The sequence below is a fragment of the Streptacidiphilus sp. PB12-B1b genome (assembly GCF_014084125.1).
Taxonomy (GTDB): domain Bacteria; phylum Actinomycetota; class Actinomycetes; order Streptomycetales; family Streptomycetaceae; genus Streptacidiphilus.
On sequence record NZ_CP048405.1, the window covers coordinates 1964562 to 1989999 of the forward strand.

Consider the following 25438-nt stretch of genomic DNA (forward strand, 5'->3'; position numbering starts at 1 on the left):
ACTGCGGGGGGTGCTGCGCGTGCTGGTGGTTCTGCTGGTACGGGGACTGCTGGCCCTGCTCGGGCTGGTGCTGCGGGGGCTGGTGGAGCGGTGTGGGTGCAGGCACGGGGTGGCTCCCTCCGTGGCCCGACCCGCGGCACTCTCCACTGGCCATCGACACTGGCCGTCGGCGCGGGTCGCGGCCGGCTTCTCGAGGTGATGCCCCGTCAGGCCGGGTGTCAGACAGGGGAATCCGGCCGACGGCGGCAGCCGCGCGGGTTCCGGTCACGGAGCGTGTCCGGAAGTGGACGCACGGCTGCGCCCTGTCACGGAGTGCTTCTGTGCGCCCCGCGAATGCCCCCCTGCGCCCGTCGGCCGACTCGTCCGCGCTCCCCGCGCTCCGGCTGCGCCGGGGCGGAGGCGGGAGCCCGGCGCTCCGTTCAGCGGGCGGCCAGGATCGCCTGCTCGACGGTGGTGTCGGTGAACCGGAAGCCGGAGTCCAGCAGCCGCCCGGGCACCACCCGGTGGCTGCCGACGACCTCCACGGCCATCTCGCCCAGGGCCGCCTTGAGCACCGCCTCGGGCACGCCGAACAGCGTCGGCCGGTGCAGCACCCGCCCCATCGCCGCGGTCACCTCGGCGTTGGTGACCGGGACCGGCGCGGTCAGGTTCACCGGGCCGCGCAGCTCCTCGGTGTCGATGATGTGCCGCAGGGCGGCCACCTCGTCCCGCAGCGAGATGTAGCTCCAGTACTGCCGCCCGCTGCCCAGCCGCCCGCCGAGGCCCAGCGAGAACACCGGGAACAGCTTGCCCCAGGCGCCCCCGCCGCTGCCGACGACCAGCCCGGTGCGGGCGTACGCCACCCGGATGCCGGCCGCCACGGCGGGCGCGGCCGCCTCCTCCCACTCGACGCAGACCCCGGCCAGGAAGTCGTCCCCGGCGGGCGCGGACTCGTCGATGACGGTGCTGCCGGTCTGCCCGTAGTAGCCCACGGCCGATCCGCTCACCAGCACCTTCGGCGGGGCGTCCTGCTCCGCCAGGGCCCGGGCCAGGGCGCCGGTGCCCAGGACCCGGCTGTCGCGGATCTCCTGCTTGTAGCCGTCGGTCCAGCGCCGGTCGCCGACGCCGGCCCCGGCCAGGTTCACCACGGCGTCCAGGCCCTCCAGCCGCTTGCGGTCGAGCTGCCGCAGCCGGGGGTTCCATCTGACCTCGACGCTGCCGTCGGGGCGTTCGGTCGGCGTCCGCCGCACCAGTCGTACCACCTGGTGGCCGTCGTCCAGCAGCGAGCGGACGAGGGCGGAGCCGATGAGGCCGGTCGAGCCGGTGACTGCGATACGCATGCTGACATCCTCTCAGCCCGGGCGGTGATCGTAGTCTGGTGGACATGTCCGACACGCTGCACACCCGAACCGCCCGACCCGAGGACGGCCCGCGCCTGTACGCCCTGGACCACGCCGCCTGGTCCACGCTGAGCGAGGTCGCCGAGCGCTCGGCGCCGCCCACCGCGGACAGCACGGTCTTCGACGAGCGCCACCGGCCGGACGACTACCTGGTCGCGGAGGACGGCGGTGAGCTGGTCGGCTACATCCGGCTGGTACCGCCGACCCCGCTGCCCAGCAACGCCCACGTCCGGCAGATCTCCGGGCTGGCGGTGGACGACGCGGCCCGCGGGCGCGGGGTCGGCCGGGCGCTGGTGGCGGCCGCGGTGGAGCGGGCGCGCGGGCTCGGCGCGCGCCGGGTCACCCTGCGCGTCCTCGGCCACAACACCCCGGCCCGCAGGCTGTACGAGTCGGCGGGCTTCGTGGTCGAGGGGCTGAGCCCGGGGGAGTTCTGCCTGGACGGGCGCTATGTGGACGACGTCCTCATGGGCCTGACCCTGGACGGCTGAGCGCTGACCGCTGACCGCTGACGACTGTCAGATGTCGGCTGACAGATGCTGACATCTGTCAGCTGCCATAGCGCTCCCACAGTCGGGGGAAACGTTCCTCCATGATCCCGGCGTCGTCGAAGTCGAACACCGTGCCCAACGGCTCGGCGGGCTTCGGCGACAGCCCGAGGCCCGGCAGGGGCATCCCGGTCAGCTGCTCGTGGGCCCGGTCGGCGGCGTCGCCCAGCTCCTCCGCGTCGCCGTCCACCTCCTCGTCGAAGTCCGGGACGAGGTCGGCCAGGCTGTCCGGATCGGCCAGCGCGCCCTCGAACACCTCCCGGCCCTGGCCGATCAGCCAGCAGCAGAAGTAGTCGAAGGCGTCGTCCCCCGCGCCGCCCAGCAGCAGGTCGGCGGCGCCCCACAGGTCCCAGCGCCAGGCGCGGGCCAGCCGCGCCTCGAACAGCCGGGCGAAGTCGATCACCTCGTCCGGCGTCAGCCCCACCAGCCGCTCCACCAGCAGGTCGGCCTGTTCGACCGGGTCGTCCTGAGCCGCCTCACGCGTCTCGTCAATCAGTTGCCAGAACTCCGTCTCGTCCGTCACACCCCCAGCATCGCCGTCCCGGCCCCCGCGCGCACGGGAAATGCGCCGTGCGGGCGCGGCAGTCCGGCCGCGGGCACTGCCGCCGGAAGCGCCGCTGCCCCCGCCCCGCCGAAGCGGGACAGGGGCAGCGGCGCCGGGGCCGTGCGGTCCGGACGGGCCGGTGCAGGGCTCCTGCGGGTGCTACAGGCCGAGGTCGCCCTCGAAGGCGCCCTCTTCCAGGCGGGCCTTGACGGTGCCCAGGAAGCGGGCGGCGTCGGCGCCGTCGACCACCCGGTGGTCGTACGACAGGGCCAGGAACACCATGTCGCGCACGGCGATGGTGGTGCCCAGCTCGGCGCTCTCGATCACGACCGGACGCTTGACCGTCGCGCCGATGCCGAGGATGGCCACCTGCGGCGGGGTGAAGATCGGCGTGTCGAACAGCGCGCCGCGCGAGCCGGTGTTGGTGACGGTGAAGGTGCCGCCGGACAGCTCGTCCGGCTTGACCTTGTTGTCCCGGGTGCGGGCGGCCAGGTCGGCCGTCTTCTTGGCGATGCCGGCGATGTTGAGGTCGCCCGCGTCGTGGATGACCGGGACCATCAGGCCCCGCTCGGTGTCCACGGCGATGCCGACGTTCTCGGCGGCGTGGTAGGTGATGGTGCCCTCGGCGTCGTTGACGCTGGAGTTGATCACCGGGTGCGCCTTGAGCGCCTCGGTCGCCGCCTTCACGAAGAACGGCATCGGCGAGAGCTTGACGCCCTCACGGGCCGCGAAGCCCGCCTTGGCCTTCTCGCGCAGCCGCATGATGTTGGTGACGTCCACCTCGACCACGGTGGTCAGCTGCGCGGTGGTCTGCATCGCCTTGAGCATGTTCTCGGCGATGACCTTGCGCATGCGGGTCATCTTCACGGTCTGCCCGCGCAGCGGGGAGACCTCGGCGACGGTCGTCGGCGCCTTGGCGGCGGCCGGGGCGGCCGGAGCAGCGGCGGCGGCGCGAGCGGCCTCGGCCGCGGCGACGACGTCCTGCTTGCGGATGCGGCCGCCGACGCCGCTGCCGTGCAGCGAGCCCAGGTCGACGCCCTGCTCGGCCGCGAGCTTGCGGACCAGCGGGGTGACGTACGCGTCACCGCTGTCGGCAACCGGGGCCGCCGGAGCGGACGGGGCAGCCGGAGCGGCCTGCGCGACGGGGGCGGCAGCCGGAGCCGGAGCGGCTGGAGCAGCCGCCACCGGGGCGGGGGCAGCCGGAGCGGCGACCGGGGCGGGCGCGGCGACCGGAGCCGGAGCCGCGGGAGCGGGCGCGGCCGGAGCAGGCGCAGCGGCCGGAGCCGCCGGGGCCGGGGCGGCGGCCGGGGCCGGGGCGGCGGCGGGCGCCGCAGCCGGGGCGGGCGCGGCGGCGGCCGGGGCGGCACCGGCCGCACCGATGACGGCCAGCTCGGCGCCGACCTCCACCGTCTCGTCCTCGCCGACGCTGATCTTCACCAGGACGCCGCTGACCGGCGCGGGGATCTCGGTGTCGACCTTGTCGGTGGAGACCTCCAGCAGCGGCTCGTCGGCCTCGACGGTGTCGCCCTCGGCCTTGAGCCAGCGGGTGACGGTGCCCTCGGTGACGCTCTCGCCCAGCGCGGGGAGCAGCACCGGGGTGCCGGCGACCGGGGTGGCCGGGGCAGCGGGCGCGGCGGGCGCCGGGGCGGCCGCGGGAGCAGCAGGGGCCTCGGCGGCCGGGGCGGGCGCGGCCGGGGCGGCGGCCGGAGCCGCGGGTGCGGGGGCGGCGGCCTCGGCCGGCGCGGCGGCGGGCGCGGGGGCGCCGCTGCCGTCGTCGATGATGGCCAGCTCGGCGCCGACCTCGACCGTCTCGTCCTCAGCGACCTTGATCGAAGCCAGGATGCCGGACACGGGTGCCGGGATCTCGGTGTCGACCTTGTCGGTGGAGACCTCCAGCAGGGGCTCGTCGACCTCGACGCGCTCACCCTCGGCCTTGAGCCAGCGGGTGACGGTGCCCTCGGTCACGCTCTCGCCGAGCGCGGGCAGTGTTACTGAGACCGCCATGGCTTCAGTTACTCCTTGTGGTGCGTGCGGATGGTTGGCCCGTCCGGGGAGCGGCGGCGCGGCGGTTGCCGCCTGCGCCGCCGCGGCCCCCCGGGAGCGGGAAAGCGGAGTGCGAGGGGAGGTCAGTCGTGATTGTGCAGGGGCTTGCCCGCGAGCGCCAGGTGCGCCTCGCCCAGGGCCTCGTTCTGGGTCGGGTGCGCGTGGATCAGCTGGGCGACCTCGGAGGGCAGCGCCTCCCAGTTGTAGATCAGCTGGGCTTCGCCGACCTGCTCGCCCATGCGCTCGCCGACCATGTGGACGCCGACCACGGCGCCGTCCTTGACCTGGACGAGCTTGATCTCGCCGGCGGTCTTCAGGATCTTCGACTTGCCGTTGCCGGCCAGGTTGAACTTGGCGGTGACGACCTTGTCCGCGCCGTACAGCTCCTTGGCCTTGGCCTCGGTGATGCCGACGGAGGCGACCTCGGGGTTGCAGTAGGTGACCCGGGGGACGCCGTCGTAGTCGATCGGGACGACCTTCAGGCCGGCCAGCCGCTCCGCGACGAGGATGCCCTCGGCGAAGCCGACGTGCGCCAGCTGCAGGGTCGGCACCAGGTCGCCCACGGCGGAGATGGTGGGGACGTTGGTCTGCATGTACTCGTCGACCAGGACGTAGCCGCGGTCGGTGGCGACGCCGGCCTCCTCGTAGCCGAGGCCCTGCGAGACCGGGCCGCGGCCGACGGCGACGAGCATCAGCTCGGCCTCGACCTGCTTGCCGTTCTCCAGCGAGGCGCGGACACCGGTCTCGGTGTACTCGACGCCCGCGAAGCGCGCGCCCAGCTCGAACTTGATGCCGCGCTTGCGGAAGGCCCGCTCCAGCAGCTTGGACGAGTTCTCGTCCTCCAGCGGGGCCAGGTGCGGCAGCGCCTCGATGATGGTGACCTCGGCGCCGAAGGAGCGCCAGACCGAGGCGAACTCGACGCCGATGACGCCGCCGCCGAGCACGATCACCGACTGCGGGACGCGGTCCAGCCGCAGCGCGTGGTCGGAGGAGATGACGCGGTTGCCGTCGATCGCCAGGCCCGGCAGCGACTTCGGCACGGAGCCGGTCGCCAGCAGCACGTGCCGGCCGGTGTAGCGCTCGCCGTTGACGTCCACCGTGGTGGGGGACGACAGCCGGCCCTCGCCGACCACGTAGGTGATCTTGCGGCTGGCCACCAGGCCCTGCAGGCCCTTGTACAGGCCGGCGACGACGCCGTCCTTGTAGGCGTGGACGCCCTGGATGTCGATGCCCTCGAAAGTGGCCTTCACACCGAAGCCCGCGCTCTCGCGGGTCTGGTCGGCGACCTCACCGGCGTGAAGCAGCGCCTTGGTGGGAATGCAGCCGTTGTGGAGGCAGGTGCCACCGAGCTTGTCCTTCTCGATGAGGGCAACCTGGAGGCCCAGCTGGGCCGCCCGCAGCGCCGCGGCGTATCCGCCGCTTCCGCCTCCGAGAATGACTACGTCGAAAACGGTGCTGGCGTCGTTCGCCACGTCACGTCCTCCATGCAAATGGGTGCGGATCGTCCCGGTCGATCACCGGCCGGGTTTGGGTCCTCCCTTGTGGGGAGACCAGTCGTGCCGGAAATACATCCTCGCACTTGTTGCGAGTGCTTGATGCGCCGGGCTGCCCTGTGGACGGCCCGGGGGTGCTCCGCCGTGCCCCAACGTCGTCCAGGGACACGCGTGGGGTTGCGGTTGCGCTCATGGCGAACGCGCAGGGGCGGCCCGCCATTCCCGGCGGACCGCCCCTGCGGCCGTGCGTGTGCGGCGCCCGTGGAGCGCGTGGAGCCGCGCCTTACAGGGCGCCCTCGGCGGCCTGCTCGGCCAGCTGGACCAGGGTGCGCACGGCGGAGCCGGTGCCGCCCTTGGGGGTGTAGCCGGAGGCGGAGCCCTCGTTGTACGCCGGGCCGGCGATGTCCAGGTGGGCCCAGGAGATGCCCTCCGCCACGAACTCCTTCAGGAACAGGCCGGCGACCAGGCCGCCGCCCATGCGCTCGCCCATGTTGGCGATGTCCGCGGTGGGGGTGTCCATGCCCTTGCGCAGGTCGGCCAGGAGCGGCATCGGCCACGCCTGCTCGCCGGCGGCGGTGGCCGCGGCGTACACGGTGTCGCGGAAGGCGTCCTGGTTGGCCATGACGGCGAAGGTGCGGGCGCCCAGCGCCATCATCATGGCGCCGGTCAGGGTGGCCACGTCGACGATCGCGTCGGGCTTCTCCTCGCCCGCGCGGACGATGGCGTCGGCCAGCACCAGTCGGCCCTCGGCGTCGGTGTTGAGCACCTCGACCGTCTTGCCGCCGTACATCCGCAGCACGTCGCCGGGGCGGGTGGCGGTGCCCGAGGGCATGTTCTCGGCCAGCGCCAGCCAGCCGGTGACGTTGACCTGCAGGCCGAGCCGGGCCGCGGAGACCACGGCGGCGAAGACGGCGGCGGCGCCGGCCATGTCGCACTTCATGGTCTCGTTGTGGCCGGCCGGCTTCAGCGAGATGCCGCCGGAGTCGTAGGTGATGCCCTTGCCGACGAAGGCCAGCGACTGCCGGGCCTTGGGGTGGGTGTAGCCGATCCGGACCAGGCGCGGCGGGCGGGCGGAGCCGGTGCCGACGCCGAGGATGCCGCCGAAGCCGCCCTTGGTGAGCGCCTTCTCGTCCAGCACCTCGACCTTGAGGCCGTGCTCCTTGCCGACGGTGGTGACCAGGTCCGCGAAGGACTTCGGGAAGAGGTCGTTCGGCGGCAGGTTGACGAGGTCGCGGGTGCGATTCATCTCCTCGCCGAGCACCGTGCCGCGCTCGACGGCGGCCTTGGCCGCCTTGTCCCCGCGCTTGCCGCCGACCAGGGCGACCTCGCCGAGGGGCGCCTTGGCGTTGGCCAGGTCGGCCTCGCTGCGGCAGGCGGTGAAGACGTAGGCGCCGAGCAGTGCGCCCAGGGTGACCGCCTCCACGGCGGCGGCGTCGGCCAGCGGCAGCGCGAAGGCGGCCTTCTTGGAGCCCTGCAGCGTACGGGCGGCGGTTCCGGCGGCGCGGCGCAGCGCCTCGGCGGCGTACTGGTCCGCCTCCGCTGCCTCGCCCAGGCCGACGGCCAGGACCAGGGGGGACTTGAAGCCGGCGGGAGCCGGGAGCTTCACCGCCTCACCCTCGGCCCCGGTGGCGCCCAGGGTGGTGAGGAGGGCGGCGAGCCTGCCGTCGAACGCCTCGTCGACCGTCTCGGCGCCCGGGGCGAGCACGAGGCCCTTGGGGCCCTTGGCCACGGCCACGACGACGGCGTCCGCGCGCAGCGCGTTGGCCGCGGAGGTGCTCAGAGACACTGAAGTCACGTAATGCGTCCTGTTCTGTATGCGGTCCTCGGCCGGGTGCTGAGGAAGGCGAGGGTTCGCGTGCCGGTGGACCGTCAGTCCGCGACTCGGGCCACGACACCTGTCCTGCATGGTAGTCCGCATGATGGGATGTTGCGCCCCGCTGGGCGCATCCCGACACCACGGCTTGGGGTGGCATCCTGTCAGGAGGCCGCGAACAGCGTCCAGACCAGCAGCGCAGCGGTGGCCGAGGTCTCCACCATCGCGCCCAGGACATCGCCGGTGATGCCGCCGAAACGCCGCACGCAGCGCGTCAGCAGCGCGGCGGCGCAGGCCAGTCCGCAGAGCGGGGCGAGCAGCGCCCCCAGCGCCGCCCGGGCCCCCCAGCCGCCGTGGCCGGCCCCGCCGAGGCCGCCGACGGCCCAGCCGCCCGCGCCCAGCAGCGCCAGGACGGCCAGCGCCACCAGGGCGGCGTACCGGGAGCGGACCGTCCCGGCGACCATCGCGCCCAGCCCGTCCGGGCGCGCGGAGGGGGTGCCGACCCGGCAGCCCAGCAGCAGCGCGGCCCGGCCCGCGGTCGCGGCCAGCAGCACGGCGAATGCCCCGGCCCCGGCCCCGACGCCGAACGCCCGTGCCAGCGAGGCGATCTGAGCCAGCAGCACCAGCAGCAGCACCACCACGCCGAACGGGCCTATGTCCGACGCCTTCATCACCGCCAGGGCCGCCGCCGGGGGCTTGTTGCTGCCCAGGCCGTCGGCGACGTCGGCCAGGCCGTCCAGGTGCAGCCCCCGGGTGAGCGCGCCGAGCGCGGCGACGCAGGCCACCGCGGCGAGCAGTGGGCCGCCGCCGAGCCGGTCCAGGGCCGCCCCGGGCACGGCCGCGAGCAGCCCCAGCACCAGCCCGACCAGCGGCGCGCAGAGCATGGCCCGGCCTGCCGTGGGCCGGTCCCAGCGCGACACCCGCACCCGCAGCACCGACAGCGTGCCGAAGGCGAAGCGGAGCCCGGCGAACACCGTCGCTACGCGTCCTTCGCGGCAGCGGCAGCGGCAGCGGCGGGCGCCAGCGGCAGTTCGGCCAGCAGCGTCGAGGCGGCCTGCAGCAGCGGCAGCGCCATCAGCGCGCCGGTGCCCGCGCCCAGGCTGACCCGCTGGTCCAGCAGCGGGTCGATGCTCATCCGCTCGTACGCCTTGGTCTGCGCGGGCTCGCCGGTGGCCTGCCCGGCACGCCACCACTCGGGCGCGCGGAAGGCGATCCGCTGGGCGACCAGGGCGCAGGCCGCCGAGACCACGCCGTCCAGCAGGACCGGGGTGCGCCGCAGCGAGCTCTGGATCAGGAAGCCGGTCATGGCGGCGAAGTCGGCGCCGCCGGTGGCCGCCAGTAGCTCCAACTGGTCGGCCAGGACCGGCCGGGCGCGGCGCAGCGAGTCGCGGATCGCCGCGCACTTCACCATCCACACCCGGTCGTCGATGCCGGAGCCGCGCCCGGTGACGGCGGCGGCGTCGCTGCCGCACAGCGCGCCGACCAGCACGGCCGCGACGGTGGTGGAGCCGGCCCCGAGGTCGCCGAGGACGACCAGGTCGGTGCCGGAGTCGGCCTCCTCGTCGGCGACGGCCATGCCGGCCCGGAAGGCGGCCTCGGCCTGTTCGCGGGTGAGCGCGTTCTCCACGTCGATGCGGCCGGAGCCGCGCCGGACCCGGTGGTCGCTGACACCGGCCGGGAACGCGTCCGGTTCGGCGTCCACGCCGACGTCCACCACCCGGATCTGCGCGCCGAAGCGCCGCGCCAGCACACTCACCGCGGCGCTGCCGTCCAGCACGGCGTGCACCTGGCGGGCGGTGCTGCCGGGCGGCAGCGCGGAGACGCCGAGCGCGGCGATGCCGTGGTCGGCGGCGAAGAGGACGACCTTGGCCCGGTCGATCGGCCTGGTGGGGCACTTCGCCTGGACCGAGGCCAGCCAGCTGCCGAGGCCCTGCAACTGGCCGAGGGAGCCGCGCGGCTGACCGAGCGCGGCCCACCGCTCGTCGGCGGCCTGCCGGTACTCGTCGTCCGGGCGGGCCACCAGGGCGGAGAACGCGTCGAGGTCGAGGGCGCTGTCGAAGGTGCTCACCGGCGGAACGTTACCGTCCCTGGCCTTTGACGCGCAGCGGCTGCCCCGCCACCACCAGCAGCACCTCCTCGGAGGCGCCCGCCACGGCGGCGTTGAGGCGGCCCAGCTCGTCGCGGAAGCGCCGCCCGGAGGCGGTGGCGGGGACGATCCCGCTGCCGACCTCGTTGCTGACCGCGACCACCCGGCGCGGCGTGGTCCGCCAGGCGTCCAGCAGGGCGCCGGTGCGGGCCCGCAGCCGGTCCTCGCCGGTGGCGGCCCAGGCGGCGTCGGACCAGGCGTCGCACTCGTCCATGGCGGCGGTCAGCCACAGGGCGAGGCAGTCGATCAGCAGCGGTCCGCCGTCGGCGGCGAGCAGCGGCTCCAGCGCGCAGGTCTCGGCGGTGCGCCAGGCGGCGGGGCGGCGCTCCCGGTGCAGGGCCACCCGCTGGGCCCACTCGGCGTCGCCGTCGCGCAGCCCGCCGGTGGCGACGTAGACGACGCCGTCCTGACCGGCCAGCATCCGCTCGGCGGTGACGGACTTCCCGGAGCGGGCACCGCCGAGGACCAGCGTGCGCCGGGCTGCCGCCCGGGGGCGGAACTCCACGCCCAGCCGCCAGGAGCCCTGCTGGGACTGCTCTCTGAAGATCCGCATGGGTAGTTGTGTCTACCACATCAGCGGAATATAAAGGTCAGATTTTGCGATTTGTTATGCTCTTGGGACCTTATAGGTCAGCCGCTGTGCCTCGGGAAAAAGGGGAATCCAGATGAACGCTGTGGCCCGCCAGCGCCGTGCCAACGCCCGCCGCATCGCCCAGGCGCCCGCCGCCCCCGAGGCCCCCGACCGTCCCGCCGCCGGGCTCGCCCTGGTGGTCCCCGCCGCCCCTGCCGCCGTCAGCAGCACCGTCGCCCAGGACCGCGCGGACGCCGTCTCCGGCAGTCCGGTCCAGATCGACCTGCTCGCCGACGGCATGGACGCCCGGGCGGTGGTGGCGCTGGCCGGACAGCCGGTCCACGGGCACGTGGTGCTCAGCGACGACTCCACCGCCGTCTACACCTCCGCGCCGGGCTTCACCGGCACCGACGTCTTCGGCTACCGGCTGGCCGACGGCCGGGGCCGGGTCTCCCGGGTCACGGTCACGGTCTCGGTCGCCCCGCACGCCGGATCGGCCTCCGGCTGGGGCGCGCTGGCGTACGCCGCCTAGCGGGCTGGGTAGTCTCGCCGGGACACGGCAGCGCGTAAGAGGGAGTCCGGCATGGTGTGGACGTGGCAGTTCGAGAAGGCCGACGGGTCGACGGTGGCCGCGCCGAACGGGACGGAGGAGTTCCCCACCCAGGGCGACGCCGAGTCCTGGATCGGCGAGACCTGGAAGGAGCTGCTGGACGGCGGCATCGACCAGGTGGTCCTGCTGGAGGACGGCGACAAGGTCTACGGTCCGATGAACCTGCACGGCGAGACCGGGGAGACCGCCGAGCCCGCCGGGGCCGAGACCGCCGAGCCCGCCGGGGAGCCCGCGGCCGAGTAGCCCGGGCAGCAGCGCCCCGCCGCGGCGGCCGCCCCCTCGCGGGGAGCGGCCGCCGCGCCGTTCACGGGCGGGTCTTCGGCGAGTTCTCCGCCGTCTTCGCCGGGTCGAACACCGCGACCGGGGAGAGGATCTCGTCCATCGACTTCAGCAGCTCGGCGTCGAGCACCACACCGGCCGCCTTGACGTTCTCGGCCACCTGCTCGGGGCGGGAGGCCCCGATGATCGCCGCCGAGACGTTCTTGTTCTGCAGCACCCAGGCCACCGCCAGCTGAGCCAGGGTCAGCCCGGCCTGGTCCGCCAGCGGGCGCAGCTGCTGGACCCGCTCCAGCACCTCGTCGCGCAGCAGCCGGGAGACGAAGGTGGCGCCGCCCTTGTCGTCGGTGGCCCGCGAACCGGCCGGGACCGGCGCGCCGGGCAGGTACTTGCCGGTCAGCACGCCTTGGGCGACCGGCGACCAGACGATCTGGCCCAGGCCCAGCTCCTCGCAGGCCGGGACCACCTCGGCCTCGATCACCCGCCACAGCGCGGAGTACTGCGGCTGGCTGGAGACCAGCGGGATGCGCAGCTCCTGGGCCAGTGCGTGGCCGGCCCGGATCTGCTCGGCAGTCCACTCGGAGACGCCGATGTACAGGGCCTTGCCGGAGCGCACCACGTCGGCGAAGGCCGTCATGGTCTCCTCCAGCGGGGTGGAGGGGTCGTAGCGGTGGGCCTGGTAGAGGTCGACGTAGTTGGTCTGCAGCCGCCGCAGCGAGCCGTCGATCGACTCCATGATGTGCTTGCGGCCCAGCCCCCGGTCGTTGCGGCCGGGGCCGGTCGGCCAGAAGACCTTGGTGAAGATCTCCAGGCCCTCGCGCCGCTCGCCCTTCAGCGCCCGGCCCATGACCGCCTCGGCCCGGGTCTCGGCGTAGACGTCGGCCGTGTCGAAGGTGGTGATCCCGGCGTCCAGGGCGGCGCGGACGCAGGCCGTGGCGGCGTCCTCCTCCACCTGCGAGCCGTGGGTCAGCCAGTTGCCGTACGCGATCTCACTGATGATCAGGCCGCTGCGGCCCAGATGACGAAACTCCATGCCGCCGACCCTACGCCGGTCGTCGCGCCGGTCAGGACCTGCGGGTGCCGACCAGGTGCAGCAGTGCGGCCACGGTGCGGTACGGGTCGGTGCGGCCGGCCTGCTCCTCGGCGTCCAGCAGCCGGGCCAGCTGCGCGGGGTCGCTCGGCGCCGGGGTGCCCTCCGGAGCCTGGTCGGTGAAGACCCGGACGCCGTACCAGCCGCGCAGCGGGACGGACAGCTCGGCGAGGGTCCTGGTCAGCGGCTCCAGCCGGTCGGCCCGGGTGGGCACGCCGTGGTGGCTGACGTAGGTGTCGCCGCCGAACGCCTCCAGCGCGCCCGCCCAGTCGCCGGCGCAACCCGGCCGCATGGCCAGGGCGTCGCCGTTGGCGGCGATCACCGAGAGCATCCCGCCGGGGGCCAGCATCCGCGCCAGCGAGGCCAGCACCGGTCCCGGCTCGGGCAGGAACATCAGCATGCCGTGGCAGAGCACCACGTCGAAGCTGCCGGGGCCGAACCAGCGGCCGCAGTCGCCGCCCTGGCCGGTCAGCAGCGTGACCTTGGTCTGCACCTGCGGCGGCTCCACGCAGAGCGCCCGCTGGGCCTCGCCGAGCATCATCGGATCCGGGTCGAGCCCGGTGACGTGGTGCCCGGCCCGGGCCAGCCGCAGCGCCTGCGTGCCCTGCCCGCAGCCGGCGTCCAGCACCCGCAGCGGATCGCCCGCGCTCAGCCGGTCGCCGAAGTGCCCGGTGATCTGCTCGGCCAGCTGCCGGGCCACCAGCTCCTGGCGGACGACGTCGCGCAGGCTGCCGGGGCCGGACAGCCAGCCGTCGGACGCGGCGCCGTAGCCGCCGTACCGCTGCTGCGGCAGGTGGCCGGTGGGGCTGTACGTCTCGATCAGGGCTTCTGCCCTCGCTTCACCTGGGGCTTGGGCAGCCGCAGCCGGCGCATCTGCAGCGAACGCAGCAGCGCGTACACGACGGCGCCCTTGGTGTTCTGCCCGGCGAAGCGCAGCGCGATCTGCTTGCGCAGGCTGAGCGACATGAAGACCGAGTGCAGGACGATCAGCGCGATCATCGCCACCCAGACGATGAGCGAGATGTTCTTCAGCGAGGTGCTCGGCAGCACGTTCAGCACCAGGACGATCACCGCCAGCGGCAGGAACCACTCGGCGGCGGTGAACCTGGAGTCGATGTAGTCGCGGGCGAAACGCCGGACCGGGCCCCGGTCGCGGGCGGGCAGGGCCCGCTCGTCGCCGTTGAGCAGGGCGAGCCGCTGCCGCTCGCGGTCGGCGCGGCCGGCGTCGCGGGCGGCCCTGGCGGCCTCCTTGCGGTCCATCGGCACGTAGGCGCGGCCGCGGCGGTTGGCCTCGGCCTCGCTGCGCTTGGGCGTCGGCCGGCCCTTCTTGGCCTCGGCGTAGGGGCGCGCGGACTCGTCCAGCTTGGTCAGCTGGACCGGGTCGGCGGGGGCATCCTGGGAGCTTCGTCGGAACACAGTGCCCAAGAGTACGTGGTCAGAAGGTGTATTCCCTAGCCCCCCGGGGAAGCGGGATGCCGACGGTCCGGCTCGGGGTCGGGCTCCGTCCTGAGGGCGAGAGCGGGTCTCAGCCAATCGGCCGCACGGATGACGCTCCACGGGGGTCGCTGTAGCACTCTTGTTGCAGTCTGGTGCGCTGCGGTGAACGCCCCGCGCCCCGTAGTCTTGGGTTCGAGAACCGGCAGGCCGGAGAAGGGGGCGCGCGAGGCCCATGAGCGACGGAATCATGAAGCGGATGTCGATGATCTTCCGTGCCAAGGCCAACAAGGCCTTGGACAAAGCGGAGGACCCGCGAGAGACACTCGACTACTCGTACCAGAAGCAGCTCGAACTGCTGCAGAAGGTGCGTCGTGGGGTGGCGGACGTGGCGACGTCCCGCAAGCGCCTGGAGCTCCAGCTCCAGCAGTTGCAGAAGCAGTCCGGAACGCTGGAGGAGCAGGGCCGCAAGGCGCTCTCCCTCGGCCGTGAGGACCTGGCCCGCGAGGCGCTGACCCGCCGTTCCGGGGTCCAGCAGCAGGTCGCCGACCTGGAGACGCAGTACCAGGCCCTGCAGGGCGAGGAGGAGAAGCTCACCCTCGCCTCCCAGCGGCTGCAGGCCAAGGTGGACGCCTTCCGGACCAAGAAGGAGACCATCAAGGCCACCTACACGGCCGCGCAGGCGCAGACCCGGATCGCCGAGTCCTTCTCCGGGATCTCGGAGGAGATGGGCGACGTCGGCCTGGCGATCCAGCGGGCCGAGGACAAGACCGCGCAGATGCAGGCGCGGGCCGGAGCCATCGACGAGCTGCTCGCCTCGGGCGCGCTCGACGACCCGACCGGGATGCGCAAGGACGACATCACGGCCGAGCTGGAGCGGATGTCCAGCGGTTCGGACGTGGAGCTCGAGCTGGCCCGGATGAAGGCCGAGCTGTCGGGCGGTTCCGCAGCCGCCCCGGCGATCGAGCAGGGCCAGCAGGACACTCCCCAAGACCAGCCGCGTTTCGACAAGTAGGGAGAGCCACATGATCGTCAGGATCATGGGGGAGGGCCAGTTCGAGGTTCCCGAGACCCTGGTCGACCGGCTCAACGAGCTGGACAACGCGGTGCTGGCGGCCCTGGACTCCGCCGACGAGGCGGACTTCCGGGTCAGCCTGGCCGCCCTGCTCGCCGCGGTGCGCGCCGGTGGGACGCCGGTGCCGCACGACGAGCTGGTGCCCTCCGAGGCGACCCTGCCGTACGAGGAGGCCACGGTCGACGAGGTCAGGGAGCTGCTGCACCACGACGGGCTGATCCCCGGCTGAGCGGTTCGCACCACGCCGCCCCCGGGCGGTGACGACGAAGGACGGGCGCCCCGGTGGGGTGCCCGTCCTTCGTCCGTCCGCGGCTGTCCGTCCGCGGCTGTCCGTCCGCGGCTGTCCGTCCGCGGCTGTCCGTCCGCGGCTGTCCGTCCGCCGCCGTCCGTCCGCTCCGGCTACGGCAGGGCCAGCATCTGGTCCAGCGCGGCCCTGGCGTGCGCGGCGGTCTGCGGGTCGACCGTGATCACGTTCGGCACCCGGCCCTCGACCAGCGACTCCAGCGTCCACACCAGGTGCGGCAGGTCGATCCGGTTCATGGTCGAGCAGAAGCAGACGGTGCGGTCGAGGAAGACGACCTCCTTGTCCGGGTGGGCCTTGGCCAGCCGGCGCACCAGGTTCAGCTCGGTGCCGATGGCCCACTTGCTGCCGGGCTCGGCGGCGTCCAGCGCCTTGATGATGAACTCGGTGGAGCCCACCAGGTCGGCCGCCTGGACCACCTCGTGCCGGCACTCGGGGTGCACCAGCACCGTGACGCCGGGGATGCGCGCGCGGACCTCGTCCACCGAGTCCAGCGAGAACCGGCCGTGGACCGAGCAGTGGCCGCGCCACAGGATCATCTTGGCCGCCCGCAGCTGCTCGGCGGTCAGCCCGCCGCCGGGCTTGTGCGGGTTGTAGACCACGCACTCGTCCAGGCCGATGCCCAGGTCGCGGACGGCGGTGTTGCGGCCCAGGTGCTGGTCGGGCAGGAACAGCACCTTGCTGCCCTGCTCGAAGGCCCACTCCAGCGCCCGCTTGGCGTTGGAGGAGGTGCAGATGGTGCCGCCGTGGCTGCCGGTGAAGGCCTTGATGTCGGCGGAGGAGTTCATGTAGGCGACCGGCACGACGGTGTCGGCGACGCCCGCGTCGGTGAGCACGTCCCAGCACTCGGCGACCTGCTCGGCGGTGGCCATGTCGGCCATGGAGCAGCCCGCGGCCAGGTCCGGCAGGATCACCCGCTGGTCGGCGCCGGTGAGGATGTCCGCGCTCTCGGCCATGAAGTGCACGCCGCAGAAGACGATGAACTCGGCCCCGGGCCGGTCGGCGGCGTCCCGGGCCAGCTTGAACGAGTCGCCGGTCACGTCGGCGAACTCGATGACCTCGTCGCGCTGGTAGTGGTGGCCCAGCACGAAGACCCGGTCGCCGAGCGCGGCCTTGGCGGCGCGGGCGCGCTCGACCAGATCGGGGTCGGAGGCGGCGGGGAGGTCTCCGGGACAGTCGACACCGCGTTCGCTCGCCGGGTCGGCCCCGCGGCCGAGCAGCAGCAGGGCCAGCGGGGTGGGCGCGGGCTCTTGATAGGTGATGGTCACGGGCGACTGCCCTCCTGTGTGGCTGCGGTGAGGGACCGCACCCTTTTCGTCTTTCTGACGTTATCCATGATAACCCGCTTCCGGTGCTGCGACCTCGGCCGAGGTGGCAATGTGATCGACGCCGCTCCTGCCGCAATGGACGTATACGGCTGGCGCGGCGCGCCCCGGGCCGACAGGCTCACAAGCAACGGATGGGCGAGCGGAAGGGTACGCGGAGAATGAGCGACGGGTCGAACGCGGCCACGCGGGCAGGCAGCCCCCTGCGGCGGATGCTGCCCCGCAGCAGGGGCGAGGAGCACCGCGCCTCCACCCCGCTGGAGCTCTTCTTCGACCTCTGCTTCGTCGTCGCCGTCTCCCAGGCCGGCAGCCAGCTGGCGCACGCGCTCGCCGCCGGGCACCCGGGCAAGGGGATCAGCGGCTACCTGCTGGTCTTCTTCGCCATCTGGTGGGCCTGGGTCAACTTCACCTGGTTCGCCTCCGCCTACGACACCGACGACGTCGCCTACCGGGTGGCGACGCTGGTGCAGATCACCGGGGCGCTGATCCTCGCCGCCGGCGTGCCCCGGCTGTTCGACGGCGACCGGGCGGTCGGGGTGCTCGGCTACGTGGTGATGCGCTGCGCCCTGGTGGCCCAGTGGCTGCGCGCCGCCCACGCCAACACCGGCGCCCCCCGCACCGTCGCGCTGCGCTACGCCTGCGGCGTCAGCTGCGTCCAGGTCGGCTGGGTGGTGCTGCTGTTCCTGCCGCACGGGGTGCAGACCGCGCTGCTGCCGGTGCTGATCGTGGCCGAGCTGGCGGTGCCGCCGCTCGCCGAGCGGCACGAGCGCACCTCCTGGCACCCGGAGCACATCGCCGAGCGCTACGGCCTGTTCACCCTGATCGTGCTGGGCGAGTCGGTCTCGGCGGCCACCATCGCCGTCCAGTCGGCGCTGGACGAGCACGACGCGCTGCGCGGGCTGCTGCCGATCGCCGCCGGCGGCCTGCTGATCTGCTTCGCCGCCTGGTGGATCTACTTCGCCCGGCCGGTGCACGAGTACCTGGGCTCCAACCGGCAGGCGTTCCTCTGGGGCTACGGCCACTACCTGGTGCTGCTGTCGGCGGCGGCGATCGGCGCGGGCCTGGAGGTGGCGGTGGAGCACGCGGTCGGCAGCTCCGGCATCTCCGCCCGGGCCGCCGCCGCGGTGGTGACCGTGCCGACGGCGGTCTACCTGTTCAGCGTCTGGGCGATGCACTCGCGCTACACCAAGCGCGGCGCGGCCCAGGCGGTGCTGCCGACCGCCTCGGTCGCGGTCCTGGCCGCCACCCTGGTGGGCGGCGCGGGGGCGGTGCTGACGGCCGGGCTCCTGTGCGCGGCCACGGTCGCCGTGGGGCTCAGCATCCAGTACCACCGCGATCTGTCGGGCTGACCGGCCGGATGTGCTAGTTCTGTACTCGTGTCCGCACCACGAACGCCACCCCGCCAGAACCGGCCCGGGAGCCGGCCGGAGAGCCGCACCGGGAACCGGCCGGAGAGCCGCGTCCCCGCGCTGGACGAGACCGACCGCCGCGTCCTGGAGCTGCTCGGCCGCGACGGTCGGGCCTCCTACGCGGAGATCGGGCTGCTGGTGAACCTCTCCGCGACGGCGGTCAAGCGGCGGGTGGACCGGCTGCGGGAGCGCGGCGTGGTGCGCGGCTTCACCGTCGTCCTCGATCCGGAGCTGCTGGGCTGGCGCACCGAGGCGTTCGTGGAGATCTACTGCCGGGAGCGCACCTCGCCCGAGGAGATCCTCTCCGCCCTGCGGCAGTTCCCGGAGGTGGTGGCCGCCTGGACGGTCACCGGCGACCCGGACGCCCTGGTGCACCTGCGGGCCGCCGACACCCGGCACCTGGAGAGCGTGATCGAGCGCATCCGCAAGGAGCGCGGGGTGCAGCGCAGCCGCAGCTCGGTGGTGCTCAGCCAGCTGATCGGCTGACCCGGACGCCGACAGTCCGGAAAGCTGCGCCGAGCGCCCCGATCCCGCAGGAAAGCTGCGCGCCGGGCAGGGTTCCGACGTGCCGGGAGGCCGCCCTGCTGCCTAGGGTTGATCACGTCGCAGCCGCCCTGAGAGGACCCTCCCGTGACCGAGCGCATGCACCAGTACGACGCCAGAACGGTTGACCTGGTCTTCGACTACATGCGGGAACGGCTCCAGTACGACCCCGTGCCGCTGGACCACCCCGGGGACCGCGAACGGCTCGGACAGGCCCTGGAGGGCCTGCTGAACGCCCACGGAAACGATCCTGCGGACGTGCTGAAGCTGTACGACCACGAGCTGTCCCGCGCGGTCATCTCCGCCGACAGCCCGCGCTACCTCTCCTTCATCCCCTGCGCGCCCACCAAGGCCGCCCTGCTGTTCGACATGGTGGTCTCCTGCGCCTCGCTGCAGGGCATCTCCTGGCTGGAGGCGGCCGGGGCCATCGCCGCCGAGAACCAGGTGCTGCGGCTGATAGCGGACCGCGCCGGGCTGCCGCAGACGGCGGGCGGCTGCTTCGTCTCCGGCGGATCGGCCGGCAACCTCTCCGCCCTGGTCGTCGCCCGGGACACCGCGCGGCACCGGCTCGGCCTGGCGCCGGGCGCCCGGATGCGGATCGCGGTCAGCGACCAGACCCACTCCTCGGTCACCAACACCCTCAACATCATCGGCGTGGAGAAGCTGGTCGTCCCCACCGAGGGCCACCGGCTGACCGGCGCCGCGCTGCGCGCCGCGCTGGACGCCGACACCAGCGGCATCCCGGTGATCGGCGTGGTCGGCACCGCCGGCACCACCAACGCCGGCATCGTCGACGACCTGGCCGGCATCGCCGAGGTCGCCCGCGAGCGCGAGCTGTGGTTCCACGTGGACGGCGCCTACGGCGGCGCCGGGCTGTTCGCCCCCTCGGTCCGGGCGCGCTACGACGGCATCGAGCACGCCGACAGCTTCGTCGTGGACCCGCACAAGTGGCTGTTCGCGCCCTTCGACTGCGCCGCGCTCATCTACCGCCACCCCCGCCTCGCCAAGGGCGTGCACACCCAGGACGCCTCCTACCTGGACGTCCTGCACACCGGCGACGACGAGGAGTGGAACCCCACCGACTACGCCTACCACCTCACCCGGCGGGCCCGCGGCCTGCCGCTGTGGTTCTCCCTGGCCGTCCACGGCACCGACGCCTACACCGAGGCGGTGGAGGCCGGCCTCACCCTGGCCCGCGAGACCGCCGAGCTGATCCGCAGCGCCTACCCCGACCTGGAGCTGGTGCTCGACCCGGTGCTCTCCAGCGTCGTCTTCCGCCGCCGGGGCTGGGCCGCCGAGGACTACTACGCCTGGTCCCGGCAGCTGCTCGCGGACCAGACCGGCTTCGTCACCCCGACCGGCTGGGAGGGCGAGGTCGTCGCCCGCTTCGCCTTCCTGCACCCGGGCACCACCACGGACATGGTCCGGGAGATCCTCGACACCATGCACTGAGGCCCGGAAGCACCGAGGCCCGGATGCGCCCCCGGCCGCCGTCAGAGGTAGGCGTCCGAGGGCAGGTACGGGGCGGGCGGGCGCATGCCGCGCAGGGCCAGGTAGCCCCGGGAGCCGACGGACAGCCCGGCCGCCAGGCAGACGTCCACCGCCCACTCCTGCTCCCCGGTCGCGTGGGACACCACCGCCTCCACCCCGGTCGGCACCCGGATCAGCGCCTCCGTCAGCAGCCGCGCGGCCAGCCGCCGCGAGGTGGCCGCCAGCAGCACGATCCGACCGCCCTCGCGGTAGCAGTAGCCGCTCCCGGCGAGGGTGTCCACCACCAGCAGTTCCTCGCAGGCGCGCAGCAGCATCGGGTGGTCCTCGGCATGCGCGCCCCCGCGCACCCGCCGGTCCACCGAGTCCAGCAGCGGCCGGTGCGAGGCGTCGCCGAGGTGGACCGGGATGCCGTCGGCGTCCGGCAGCGCGGGCCGGTCCACCTGGCCGCGGAACTCCATCGTCGGGTGCAGCCGGAAGCCGGCCGCGTGGTAGCGGCGGGCGGCGCGCGGATCGGGCGGCGCGACGACCATGCCCCGCAGGCAGCCCCGGCCGTAGGCGGCGGCGTGGTCCAGCAGCAGCCTGCCGAGCCCCTTGCCCTGCGCCGAGGGCAGCACGCAGAACAGCGACAGGCCCCACAGCCCCTCGCGGCGCAGCGCCAGTGCCACCCCGACCGGCTGCCCGCCCTCCTCCGCCAGCCAGCAGCCGCCCGGATCGCTGACGGCCAGGTGCCTGGTCCGGGCCTCGGCCACGGCCACTCCGGCCGGGGTCCAGGCGAGCGGGGCGGCCCCCAGCGACTCCTCCATCGCGGTGAACGCCGCCCGGGACACCTCCGTCACGGCGCGGGCGTCCGAGGCCGAGTCACGAACCGGGCGCAGGATCATGGGCCAAGTCTGGCCCGGACCGCCCGGCCGGGCCACGGATTCGGGCCGATCCGCACCCGGGCGCCGCCCGCCCCGGAGCCGGTGACCACCGCGGCGCGGTGTGCGAGCATGGGACGGTAGAGACAATCCCCGGAATACTTCTGGGGTGCGGCCGGTTTGCAGCCGGTAGCAGTCCGTCGTCACAACCCGGGAGTACACAGATGACCGTCCAGGACGAGACCAACGTCGAGAGCGGGATCCTCCTCAGCGATGCCGCAGCGGACAAGGTCCGCAGCCTGCTGGCGCAGGAGGGCCGGGACGACCTGGCGCTGCGCGTGGCCGTTCAGCCCGGCGGCTGCTCGGGCCTGCGCTACCAGCTGTTCTTCGACGAGCGCTCGCTCGACGGCGACGTCGTGAAGGACTTCGGCGGCGTCAACGTCGTCACCGACCGGATGAGCGCCCCCTACCTCGGCGGCGCCACCATCGACTTCGTCGACACCATCGAGAAGCAGGGCTTCACCATCGACAACCCCAACGCCACCGGCTCCTGCGCCTGCGGCGACTCCTTCAGCTGACCTCCGGCCCCACCGGCCGACCTGCTGACCACGACGGCGTCCCCGCCGCGACCAGGAACCCTGGAAGCGGCGGGGACGCCGTCTGCCGTCGCCCGGACGGCCGCAGTCAGCCGCCGGCCTTCACCGGGCCGGGGGAGTAGTACTTCGTCCCGCTGGGCGCGTCCAGCTGCGGCAGCGGCTTGTCGCTGCTGGTGTCCACCACTGCCCGGCCGTCCAGCGGCGAGCCCAGGTCGGTGCTGACCTGCTGCTGGGTGATCACCATCGGGCAGCGCTGGCCCGCCGTCGGGTGCTGGGTGACCACGATGGTCGTCAGCACCTTGCCCGGTGTGGACTGGTCGGCGTGCAGCCCGTACTTCTCGCAGACGCCCGCGAAGAAGCGCACGGTGAGGATGTCGCCGTTGCTGGTGTAGCCGAGGCCCTTGAAGCTCTGCCCGGCGGTGGGCGGCCCGGGGATCATCGTCCCGCCCGGCTGGATGCTGGGGCTGCCGCTCGCACCCGGCGTGCTGCTCGGCGGCACGCTCACGGGCGTGCTCGGCGCGCCGCCGGACATGCTGGAGACCGGGGTCGCGGACGGCTTGGCCGAGGCCGTGCCCGACTGGCACGCCGCCGCTCCGCCCACGGTCAGGGCCGCGACGACGGCCGTGGTGACCAGGCGCCTGGTCGACGCCCTGTTCTGCTTCCGCGAGTCCATCTGCACGGTACCGCCTCCTGGTGCTGTCCCTGGCTGAACGAGAGTGGGACGTGGAGGTTGCGGTTCAGGTTCCGTCTTCGGGGCGCGGGGTGCGTTTTCGGTCAGCCCTCGCGCTCCAGCCAGGCCCCGAGCAGAGCCGCCGAGCTGGCGGGCACCCGGAAGCCGGAGCCCGGACGACGGTCCTGACCAGCGCCGACGCCGGCCTCGGCGACCGGATCGCCGACGGTGTGCTTCGGCCAGAAAAGACCCATCCGCCGACCGTCCGCCACCAGGGCGGCGAGCGTGTCGGGCCCGGCCTCGCCGCGCAGGTGCGACGGGACGGTGAGGGCGGTGTTCCTGGGCATCATGCGACGCTCCCGGTGCTGGGGTGGGTGGCAGGGTGGTGCAACCCTGATTCCGACCCTAGATCCGCACGTCGGAGCGGGCCAGCCCTACCAGAAAGTAACCGCTTGGGCGTTCTCCGGTGACCGGACACGGACAGCCGGTATCGTGGGCCGGTCGCCTGTCCTCTTCGCCTGGGAGCACCCCCGTGCGTATTGCCGTCACCGGTTCGATCGCCACCGACCACCTCATGAGCTTTCCCGGCCGCTTCGCCGAGCAGTTGGTGGCCGAGCAGCTGCACACCGTGTCGCTGTCCTTCCTGGTCGACACGCTGGACGTGCGCCGCGGAGGCGTCGGCCCCAACATCTGTTTCGGCATGGGCCTGCTGGGCCTGTCGCCCGTCCTGATCGGCTCCGCCGGAGCGGACTTCGCCGAGTACCGCTCCTGGCTGGACCGCCACCGGGTGGACACCGAGTCGGTGCGGATCTCCGAGACCCAGCACACCGCCCGCTTCGTCTGCACCACCGACGCGGACCACAACCAGATCGCCTCCTTCTACACCGGGGCGATGAGCGAGGCCCGCAACATCGAGCTGCAGCCGGTTGCCGAGCGCATCGGCGGCCTGGACCTGGTGCTCATCGGCGCGGACGACCCGGCCGCGATGATCCGCCACACCCAGGAGTGCCGCGAGCGCGGCTACGCCTTCGCCGCCGACCCCTCGCAGCAGCTGGCCCGGCTGGAGGGCGAGGACATCCGCACCCTGGTCGACGGCGCCGCCTACCTCTTCTCCAACGAGTACGAGCGGGCCCTGATCGAGACCAAGTCCGGCTGGTCCGACGAGGAGATCCTGGAGCGCGTGGGCGTCCGGATCACCACCCTCGGCGCCAAGGGCTCCCGGATCGACCGCAAGGGCGAGCCGCCGATCTTCGTCACCGTCCCCGCCGAGGAGGCCAAGGCCGACCCGACCGGCGTCGGCGACGCCTTCCGCGCCGGCTTCCTGGCCGGCGTCACCTGGGAGCTGGGCCTGGAGCGCGCCGCCCAGATCGGCTCGATGCTGGCGACCCTGGTCATCGAGACCGTCGGCACCCAGGAGTACGAGCTGCGCCGCGGCCACTTCCTGGAGCGCTTCGCCACGGCCTACGGCGAGGCCGCCGCCGCGGAGGTCTCCGCGCACCTGGCCTGACCCGGGCAGGCAGCGTCTAGCTGAGCCTGCGGACCAGGTAGGCGCTGCCGCCGCCTGGTCCGTAGGCGTCCGAAGGCGTCTCGCCCTCGTAGCGCTGGCCGCGCATCTCGCACCAGGCGGGGATGTCCAGCCGGGCGGCCTCGTCGTCGGAGAGCACCGCGACCAGGCCGCCGACCGGCACCCCGGCGAAGTGCTTGGCCAGCTCGATCACCGGGATCGGGCAGCGCCGCCCCAGCGTGTCCAGCACCAGCGCCCCGCCGCCGTCCTCCGCCCCGTCCGCCGCCGCTGCCGACCCCGCACGAGCCGCCCCCGCGCCCGCCGCCGGTGGCTCCAGCTGGGAGCGCACCGCCGCCACCGCCCGGGGCAGCACCGACAGGAACAGCTCGACGTCCGCGTCGGTGCAGTCCGGCGGCAGCGACACCCGGATGTTGCCCTCGGTCAGCACGCCCATCGCCGCCAGCACATGGCTCGGCGTCAGCGTGCTGGAGGTGCAGGAGGAGCCGGACGACACCGCGAAGCCCGCCCGGTCCAGCTCGCCCAGCAGCGCCTCTCCGTCCACGTACAGGCAGGAGAAGGTCAGCAGGTGCGGCAGCCGCCGCTCCGGGTCGCCCAGGACGGCCAGATCCGGCACCAGGCCGGGCAGCTCGGCCCGCAGCCGGTCGATCCGGGCGTGCTGCAGCGGGTTCAGCCGCGCCGCCTCCTGCCGGACGGCCCGCAGCGCCACCGCCGCCGCGATCGCGCCGGGGACGTTCACGAAGCCCGGCACCCGGCCGGACTCCCGGTCGTCCGCGGGCAGCGGCGAGCGGTAGCGGACGCCCTTGCGCACCGCCAGCACGCCCACCCCGGCCGGTCCGCCCCACTTGTGCGCGGAGGCGGTCAGCAGCGACCAGCCGCCGGGGACGTCCAGCCGCCCGGCCGACTGGGCCGCGTCCACCAGCAGCGGCACCCCGGCCCGCGCGCACCGCTCGCCCACCTCGGCCACCGGCTGGACCGTGCCCACCTCGTGGTTGGCCGCCTGCAGGCAGGCCAGCGCGGTGCCGGGGAGCAGCTCCTGCGCGAAGCGCTCCGGATCGACCCGGCCGAGCCGGTCCACCGGCACCGCCGCGACGTTGCCGCCGCGCGCCTGGTGCTGCTCCGCCGCGTGCAGGACGGACGAGTGTTCTACGGCGGAATGTACGAGGCGGAGTCCTTTCCGGTGATTCCCGGCGAGTGCGCCCAGCACGCCCAGCTGGTTGGCCTGCGTCCCGGAGGCGGTGAAGACCACCTCGTCCGGACGGGCGCCCAGCTCCGCGGCGACGGTCTCCCGGGCGGCGTCCAGCATCATCCGGGCCCGGCGCGCGTCGCGGTACAGCCGGGCCGGGTCGGCCCAGCCCTCGTCGAGCGCGGAGAGCAGCGCCTGCCGGGCGAGCGGGTGCAGCGGAGCGGTGGACGCGGCGTCGAAGTACGGCACCTGCCCACGTTACCGGCCGGGGGCCTGGCGGCACGTCAGGGGGCGGCCCGGCGGGTGATCGTTTACGTGTCCTATGGTGTGTCAGCCGAACTGTCCAGGCTGCTCTCCGCAAGGGCCGACGGACCCGTGCCAGGGCCCATCTGACCAGGGATTCCACCCATCCGGGGGCCATCCGGGGGCGACTTCGGCGCGTTAGCCGGACCTGCCCGCGAAGCTCCGATACGCCTGGAGTAGGGTTTGGCCCGCATAAACATCCAAACCCTGCCCGCA

At 73.7% G+C, this 25438-nt stretch carries 25 protein-coding genes and 1 pseudogene; 10 read left to right on the forward strand and 16 right to left on the reverse strand.

The window, feature by feature from the left end; translation table 11 throughout:
- Nucleotides 1–419 precede the first annotated feature (419 nt).
- The gene (locus GXW83_RS08920) at nucleotides 420–1319 is read right to left on the reverse strand and encodes a TIGR01777 family oxidoreductase (RefSeq protein ID WP_182442542.1); all 900 of its coding nucleotides are present in this window, start codon (nucleotides 1317–1319) and stop codon (nucleotides 420–422) included.
- Nucleotides 1320–1363: 44 nt separating this feature from the next.
- Here GXW83_RS08920 and GXW83_RS08925 point away from each other — a divergent pair, with 44 nt between their 5' ends.
- The gene (locus GXW83_RS08925; RefSeq protein ID WP_182442543.1) at nucleotides 1364–1867 is read left to right on the forward strand and encodes a GNAT family N-acetyltransferase; all 504 of its coding nucleotides are present in this window, start codon (nucleotides 1364–1366) and stop codon (nucleotides 1865–1867) included.
- Between the two features lie 58 nt (nucleotides 1868–1925).
- Here GXW83_RS08925 and GXW83_RS08930 read toward each other — a convergent pair whose 3' ends face one another.
- The 7 genes and pseudogenes from GXW83_RS08930 to GXW83_RS08960 all read right to left on the reverse strand — a co-directional run.
- The gene (locus GXW83_RS08930) at nucleotides 1926–2447 is read right to left on the reverse strand and encodes a DUF4240 domain-containing protein (RefSeq protein WP_182442544.1); all 522 of its coding nucleotides are present in this window, start codon (nucleotides 2445–2447) and stop codon (nucleotides 1926–1928) included.
- A gap of 180 nt (nucleotides 2448–2627) precedes the next feature.
- Entirely contained in the window at nucleotides 2628–4472 is a 1845-nt protein-coding gene (gene sucB / locus GXW83_RS08935) for a 2-oxoglutarate dehydrogenase, E2 component, dihydrolipoamide succinyltransferase (protein WP_182442545.1), read from the reverse strand.
- 122 nt (nucleotides 4473–4594) lie between these two features.
- Entirely contained in the window at nucleotides 4595–5983 is a 1389-nt protein-coding gene (gene lpdA / locus GXW83_RS08940) for a dihydrolipoyl dehydrogenase (protein ID WP_182442546.1), read from the reverse strand.
- Between the two features lie 304 nt (nucleotides 5984–6287).
- Nucleotides 6288–7799 carry a leucyl aminopeptidase gene (locus GXW83_RS08945; RefSeq protein ID WP_182442547.1) on the reverse strand — a complete coding sequence of 504 codons (1512 nt, stop codon included), beginning with the start codon at nucleotides 7797–7799 and terminating at the stop codon, nucleotides 6288–6290.
- A 182-nt stretch (nucleotides 7800–7981) separates the two neighbouring features.
- On the reverse strand, nucleotides 7982–8791 hold the full coding sequence (locus tag GXW83_RS08950; RefSeq protein WP_182442548.1) for an adenosylcobinamide-GDP ribazoletransferase: 810 nt from the start codon (nucleotides 8789–8791) through the stop codon (nucleotides 7982–7984).
- A 5-nt stretch (nucleotides 8792–8796) separates the two neighbouring features.
- Nucleotides 8797–9885 carry a nicotinate-nucleotide--dimethylbenzimidazole phosphoribosyltransferase gene (cobT, locus tag GXW83_RS08955; RefSeq protein ID WP_182442549.1) on the reverse strand — a complete coding sequence of 363 codons (1089 nt, stop codon included), beginning with the start codon at nucleotides 9883–9885 and terminating at the stop codon, nucleotides 8797–8799.
- 10 nt (nucleotides 9886–9895) lie between these two features.
- Nucleotides 9896–10441: pseudogene (locus GXW83_RS08960) on the reverse strand (bifunctional adenosylcobinamide kinase/adenosylcobinamide-phosphate guanylyltransferase); the annotation flags it as partial.
- A 187-nt stretch (nucleotides 10442–10628) separates the two neighbouring features.
- Between GXW83_RS08960 and GXW83_RS08965 the strand changes: the two are divergent.
- Together GXW83_RS08965 and GXW83_RS08970 are read left to right on the forward strand one after the other, a co-directional pair.
- Nucleotides 10629–11066: an Ig-like domain-containing protein gene (locus GXW83_RS08965; protein ID WP_182442551.1), complete on the forward strand. Its 438-nt coding sequence runs from the start codon at nucleotides 10629–10631 to the stop codon at nucleotides 11064–11066.
- A gap of 51 nt (nucleotides 11067–11117) precedes the next feature.
- Complete coding sequence (locus GXW83_RS08970; RefSeq protein ID WP_182442552.1) at nucleotides 11118–11387, forward strand: hypothetical protein; 270 nt, start codon at nucleotides 11118–11120, stop codon at nucleotides 11385–11387.
- Nucleotides 11388–11448: 61 nt separating this feature from the next.
- On the opposite strand, the gene GXW83_RS08975 is transcribed toward GXW83_RS08970, so the two are convergent.
- The 3 genes from GXW83_RS08975 to GXW83_RS08985 all read right to left on the reverse strand — a co-directional run bounded on the left by GXW83_RS08975 (nucleotide 11449) and on the right by GXW83_RS08985 (nucleotide 13926).
- Entirely contained in the window at nucleotides 11449–12453 is a 1005-nt protein-coding gene (locus tag GXW83_RS08975) for an aldo/keto reductase family protein (RefSeq protein WP_182442553.1), read from the reverse strand.
- 31 nt (nucleotides 12454–12484) lie between these two features.
- On the reverse strand, nucleotides 12485–13210 hold the full coding sequence (locus GXW83_RS08980; RefSeq protein ID WP_225446854.1) for a bifunctional 2-polyprenyl-6-hydroxyphenol methylase/3-demethylubiquinol 3-O-methyltransferase UbiG: 726 nt from the start codon (nucleotides 13208–13210) through the stop codon (nucleotides 12485–12487).
- A 119-nt stretch (nucleotides 13211–13329) separates the two neighbouring features.
- Nucleotides 13330–13926 (reverse strand): DUF3043 domain-containing protein, encoded by a 597-nt coding sequence (locus tag GXW83_RS08985; protein ID WP_225446855.1) that lies wholly within the window; start codon nucleotides 13924–13926, stop codon nucleotides 13330–13332.
- 268 nt (nucleotides 13927–14194) lie between these two features.
- Between GXW83_RS08985 and GXW83_RS08990 the strand changes: the two genes are divergently transcribed.
- Both GXW83_RS08990 and GXW83_RS08995 read left to right on the forward strand, forming a co-directional pair.
- On the forward strand, nucleotides 14195–14959 hold the full coding sequence (locus tag GXW83_RS08990) for a PspA/IM30 family protein (protein WP_182447180.1): 765 nt from the start codon (nucleotides 14195–14197) through the stop codon (nucleotides 14957–14959).
- A gap of 10 nt (nucleotides 14960–14969) precedes the next feature.
- Nucleotides 14970–15248, forward strand: coding sequence for a hypothetical protein (locus GXW83_RS08995; protein ID WP_182442554.1), 279 nt, complete (start codon nucleotides 14970–14972; stop codon nucleotides 15246–15248).
- 170 nt (nucleotides 15249–15418) lie between these two features.
- Here GXW83_RS08995 and nadA read toward each other — a convergent pair whose 3' ends face one another.
- Nucleotides 15419–16588, reverse strand: a complete 1170-nt coding sequence (gene nadA / locus GXW83_RS09000) for a quinolinate synthase NadA (RefSeq protein WP_182442555.1) — start codon at nucleotides 16586–16588, stop codon at nucleotides 15419–15421.
- Between the two features lie 218 nt (nucleotides 16589–16806).
- On the opposite strand from nadA, the gene GXW83_RS09005 reads away from it, so the two are divergent.
- The 3 genes from GXW83_RS09005 (at nucleotide 16807) to GXW83_RS09015 (ending at nucleotide 20049) form a co-directional block, all read left to right on the forward strand.
- Nucleotides 16807–17994 (forward strand): low temperature requirement protein A, encoded by a 1188-nt coding sequence (locus GXW83_RS09005; protein ID WP_182442556.1) that lies wholly within the window; start codon nucleotides 16807–16809, stop codon nucleotides 17992–17994.
- Nucleotides 17995–18114: 120 nt separating this feature from the next.
- On the forward strand, nucleotides 18115–18540 hold the full coding sequence (locus tag GXW83_RS09010) for an Lrp/AsnC family transcriptional regulator (RefSeq protein ID WP_182447181.1): 426 nt from the start codon (nucleotides 18115–18117) through the stop codon (nucleotides 18538–18540).
- 144 nt (nucleotides 18541–18684) lie between these two features.
- On the forward strand, nucleotides 18685–20049 hold the full coding sequence (locus GXW83_RS09015; RefSeq protein WP_225446856.1) for an aminotransferase class I/II-fold pyridoxal phosphate-dependent enzyme: 1365 nt from the start codon (nucleotides 18685–18687) through the stop codon (nucleotides 20047–20049).
- A gap of 41 nt (nucleotides 20050–20090) precedes the next feature.
- Here the strand turns inward: GXW83_RS09015 and GXW83_RS09020 are convergent, their stop codons facing one another.
- Complete coding sequence (locus GXW83_RS09020; RefSeq protein WP_182442557.1) at nucleotides 20091–20969, reverse strand: GNAT family N-acetyltransferase; 879 nt, start codon at nucleotides 20967–20969, stop codon at nucleotides 20091–20093.
- Nucleotides 20970–21169: 200 nt separating this feature from the next.
- Between GXW83_RS09020 and GXW83_RS09025 the strand changes: the two genes are divergently transcribed.
- Nucleotides 21170–21523, forward strand: a complete 354-nt coding sequence (locus GXW83_RS09025; RefSeq protein WP_182442558.1) for an iron-sulfur cluster assembly accessory protein — start codon at nucleotides 21170–21172, stop codon at nucleotides 21521–21523.
- 106 nt (nucleotides 21524–21629) lie between these two features.
- Here the strand turns inward: GXW83_RS09025 and GXW83_RS09030 are convergent, their stop codons facing one another.
- Together GXW83_RS09030 and GXW83_RS09035 are read right to left on the reverse strand one after the other, a co-directional pair.
- The gene (locus tag GXW83_RS09030) at nucleotides 21630–22220 is read right to left on the reverse strand and encodes a hypothetical protein (protein ID WP_182442559.1); all 591 of its coding nucleotides are present in this window, start codon (nucleotides 22218–22220) and stop codon (nucleotides 21630–21632) included.
- 95 nt (nucleotides 22221–22315) lie between these two features.
- The gene (locus GXW83_RS09035; protein ID WP_182442560.1) at nucleotides 22316–22561 is read right to left on the reverse strand and encodes a hypothetical protein; all 246 of its coding nucleotides are present in this window, start codon (nucleotides 22559–22561) and stop codon (nucleotides 22316–22318) included.
- Between the two features lie 182 nt (nucleotides 22562–22743).
- Here GXW83_RS09035 and GXW83_RS09040 point away from each other — a divergent pair, with 182 nt between their 5' ends.
- The gene (locus GXW83_RS09040; protein WP_182442561.1) at nucleotides 22744–23718 is read left to right on the forward strand and encodes a carbohydrate kinase family protein; all 975 of its coding nucleotides are present in this window, start codon (nucleotides 22744–22746) and stop codon (nucleotides 23716–23718) included.
- A gap of 16 nt (nucleotides 23719–23734) precedes the next feature.
- Here GXW83_RS09040 and GXW83_RS09045 read toward each other — a convergent pair whose 3' ends face one another.
- Nucleotides 23735–25168, reverse strand: a complete 1434-nt coding sequence (locus tag GXW83_RS09045) for a cysteine desulfurase/sulfurtransferase TusA family protein (protein WP_182442562.1) — start codon at nucleotides 25166–25168, stop codon at nucleotides 23735–23737.
- Between the last annotated feature and the right edge of the window lie 270 nt (nucleotides 25169–25438).

Coding starts and splice junctions, on each gene's coding strand:
- GXW83_RS08920 (WP_182442542.1), bottom strand. CDS start 1,319: ATGCGTATCGCAGTCACCGGCTCGACCGGCCTCATCGGCTCCGCCCTC.
- GXW83_RS08925 (WP_182442543.1), top strand. CDS start 1,364: ATGTCCGACACGCTGCACACCCGAACCGCCCGACCCGAGGACGGCCCG.
- sucB (WP_182442545.1), bottom strand. CDS start 4,472: ATGGCGGTCTCAGTAACACTGCCCGCGCTCGGCGAGAGCGTGACCGAG.
- GXW83_RS08965 (WP_182442551.1), top strand. CDS start 10,629: ATGAACGCTGTGGCCCGCCAGCGCCGTGCCAACGCCCGCCGCATCGCC.
- GXW83_RS08970 (WP_182442552.1), top strand. CDS start 11,118: ATGGTGTGGACGTGGCAGTTCGAGAAGGCCGACGGGTCGACGGTGGCC.
- GXW83_RS08975 (WP_182442553.1), bottom strand. CDS start 12,453: ATGGAGTTTCGTCATCTGGGCCGCAGCGGCCTGATCATCAGTGAGATC.
- GXW83_RS08990 (WP_182447180.1), top strand. CDS start 14,195: ATGAAGCGGATGTCGATGATCTTCCGTGCCAAGGCCAACAAGGCCTTG.
- GXW83_RS08995 (WP_182442554.1), top strand. CDS start 14,970: ATGATCGTCAGGATCATGGGGGAGGGCCAGTTCGAGGTTCCCGAGACC.
- GXW83_RS09005 (WP_182442556.1), top strand. CDS start 16,807: ATGAGCGACGGGTCGAACGCGGCCACGCGGGCAGGCAGCCCCCTGCGG.
- GXW83_RS09020 (WP_182442557.1), bottom strand. CDS start 20,969: ATGATCCTGCGCCCGGTTCGTGACTCGGCCTCGGACGCCCGCGCCGTG.
- GXW83_RS09025 (WP_182442558.1), top strand. CDS start 21,170: ATGACCGTCCAGGACGAGACCAACGTCGAGAGCGGGATCCTCCTCAGC.
- GXW83_RS09035 (WP_182442560.1), bottom strand. CDS start 22,561: ATGATGCCCAGGAACACCGCCCTCACCGTCCCGTCGCACCTGCGCGGC.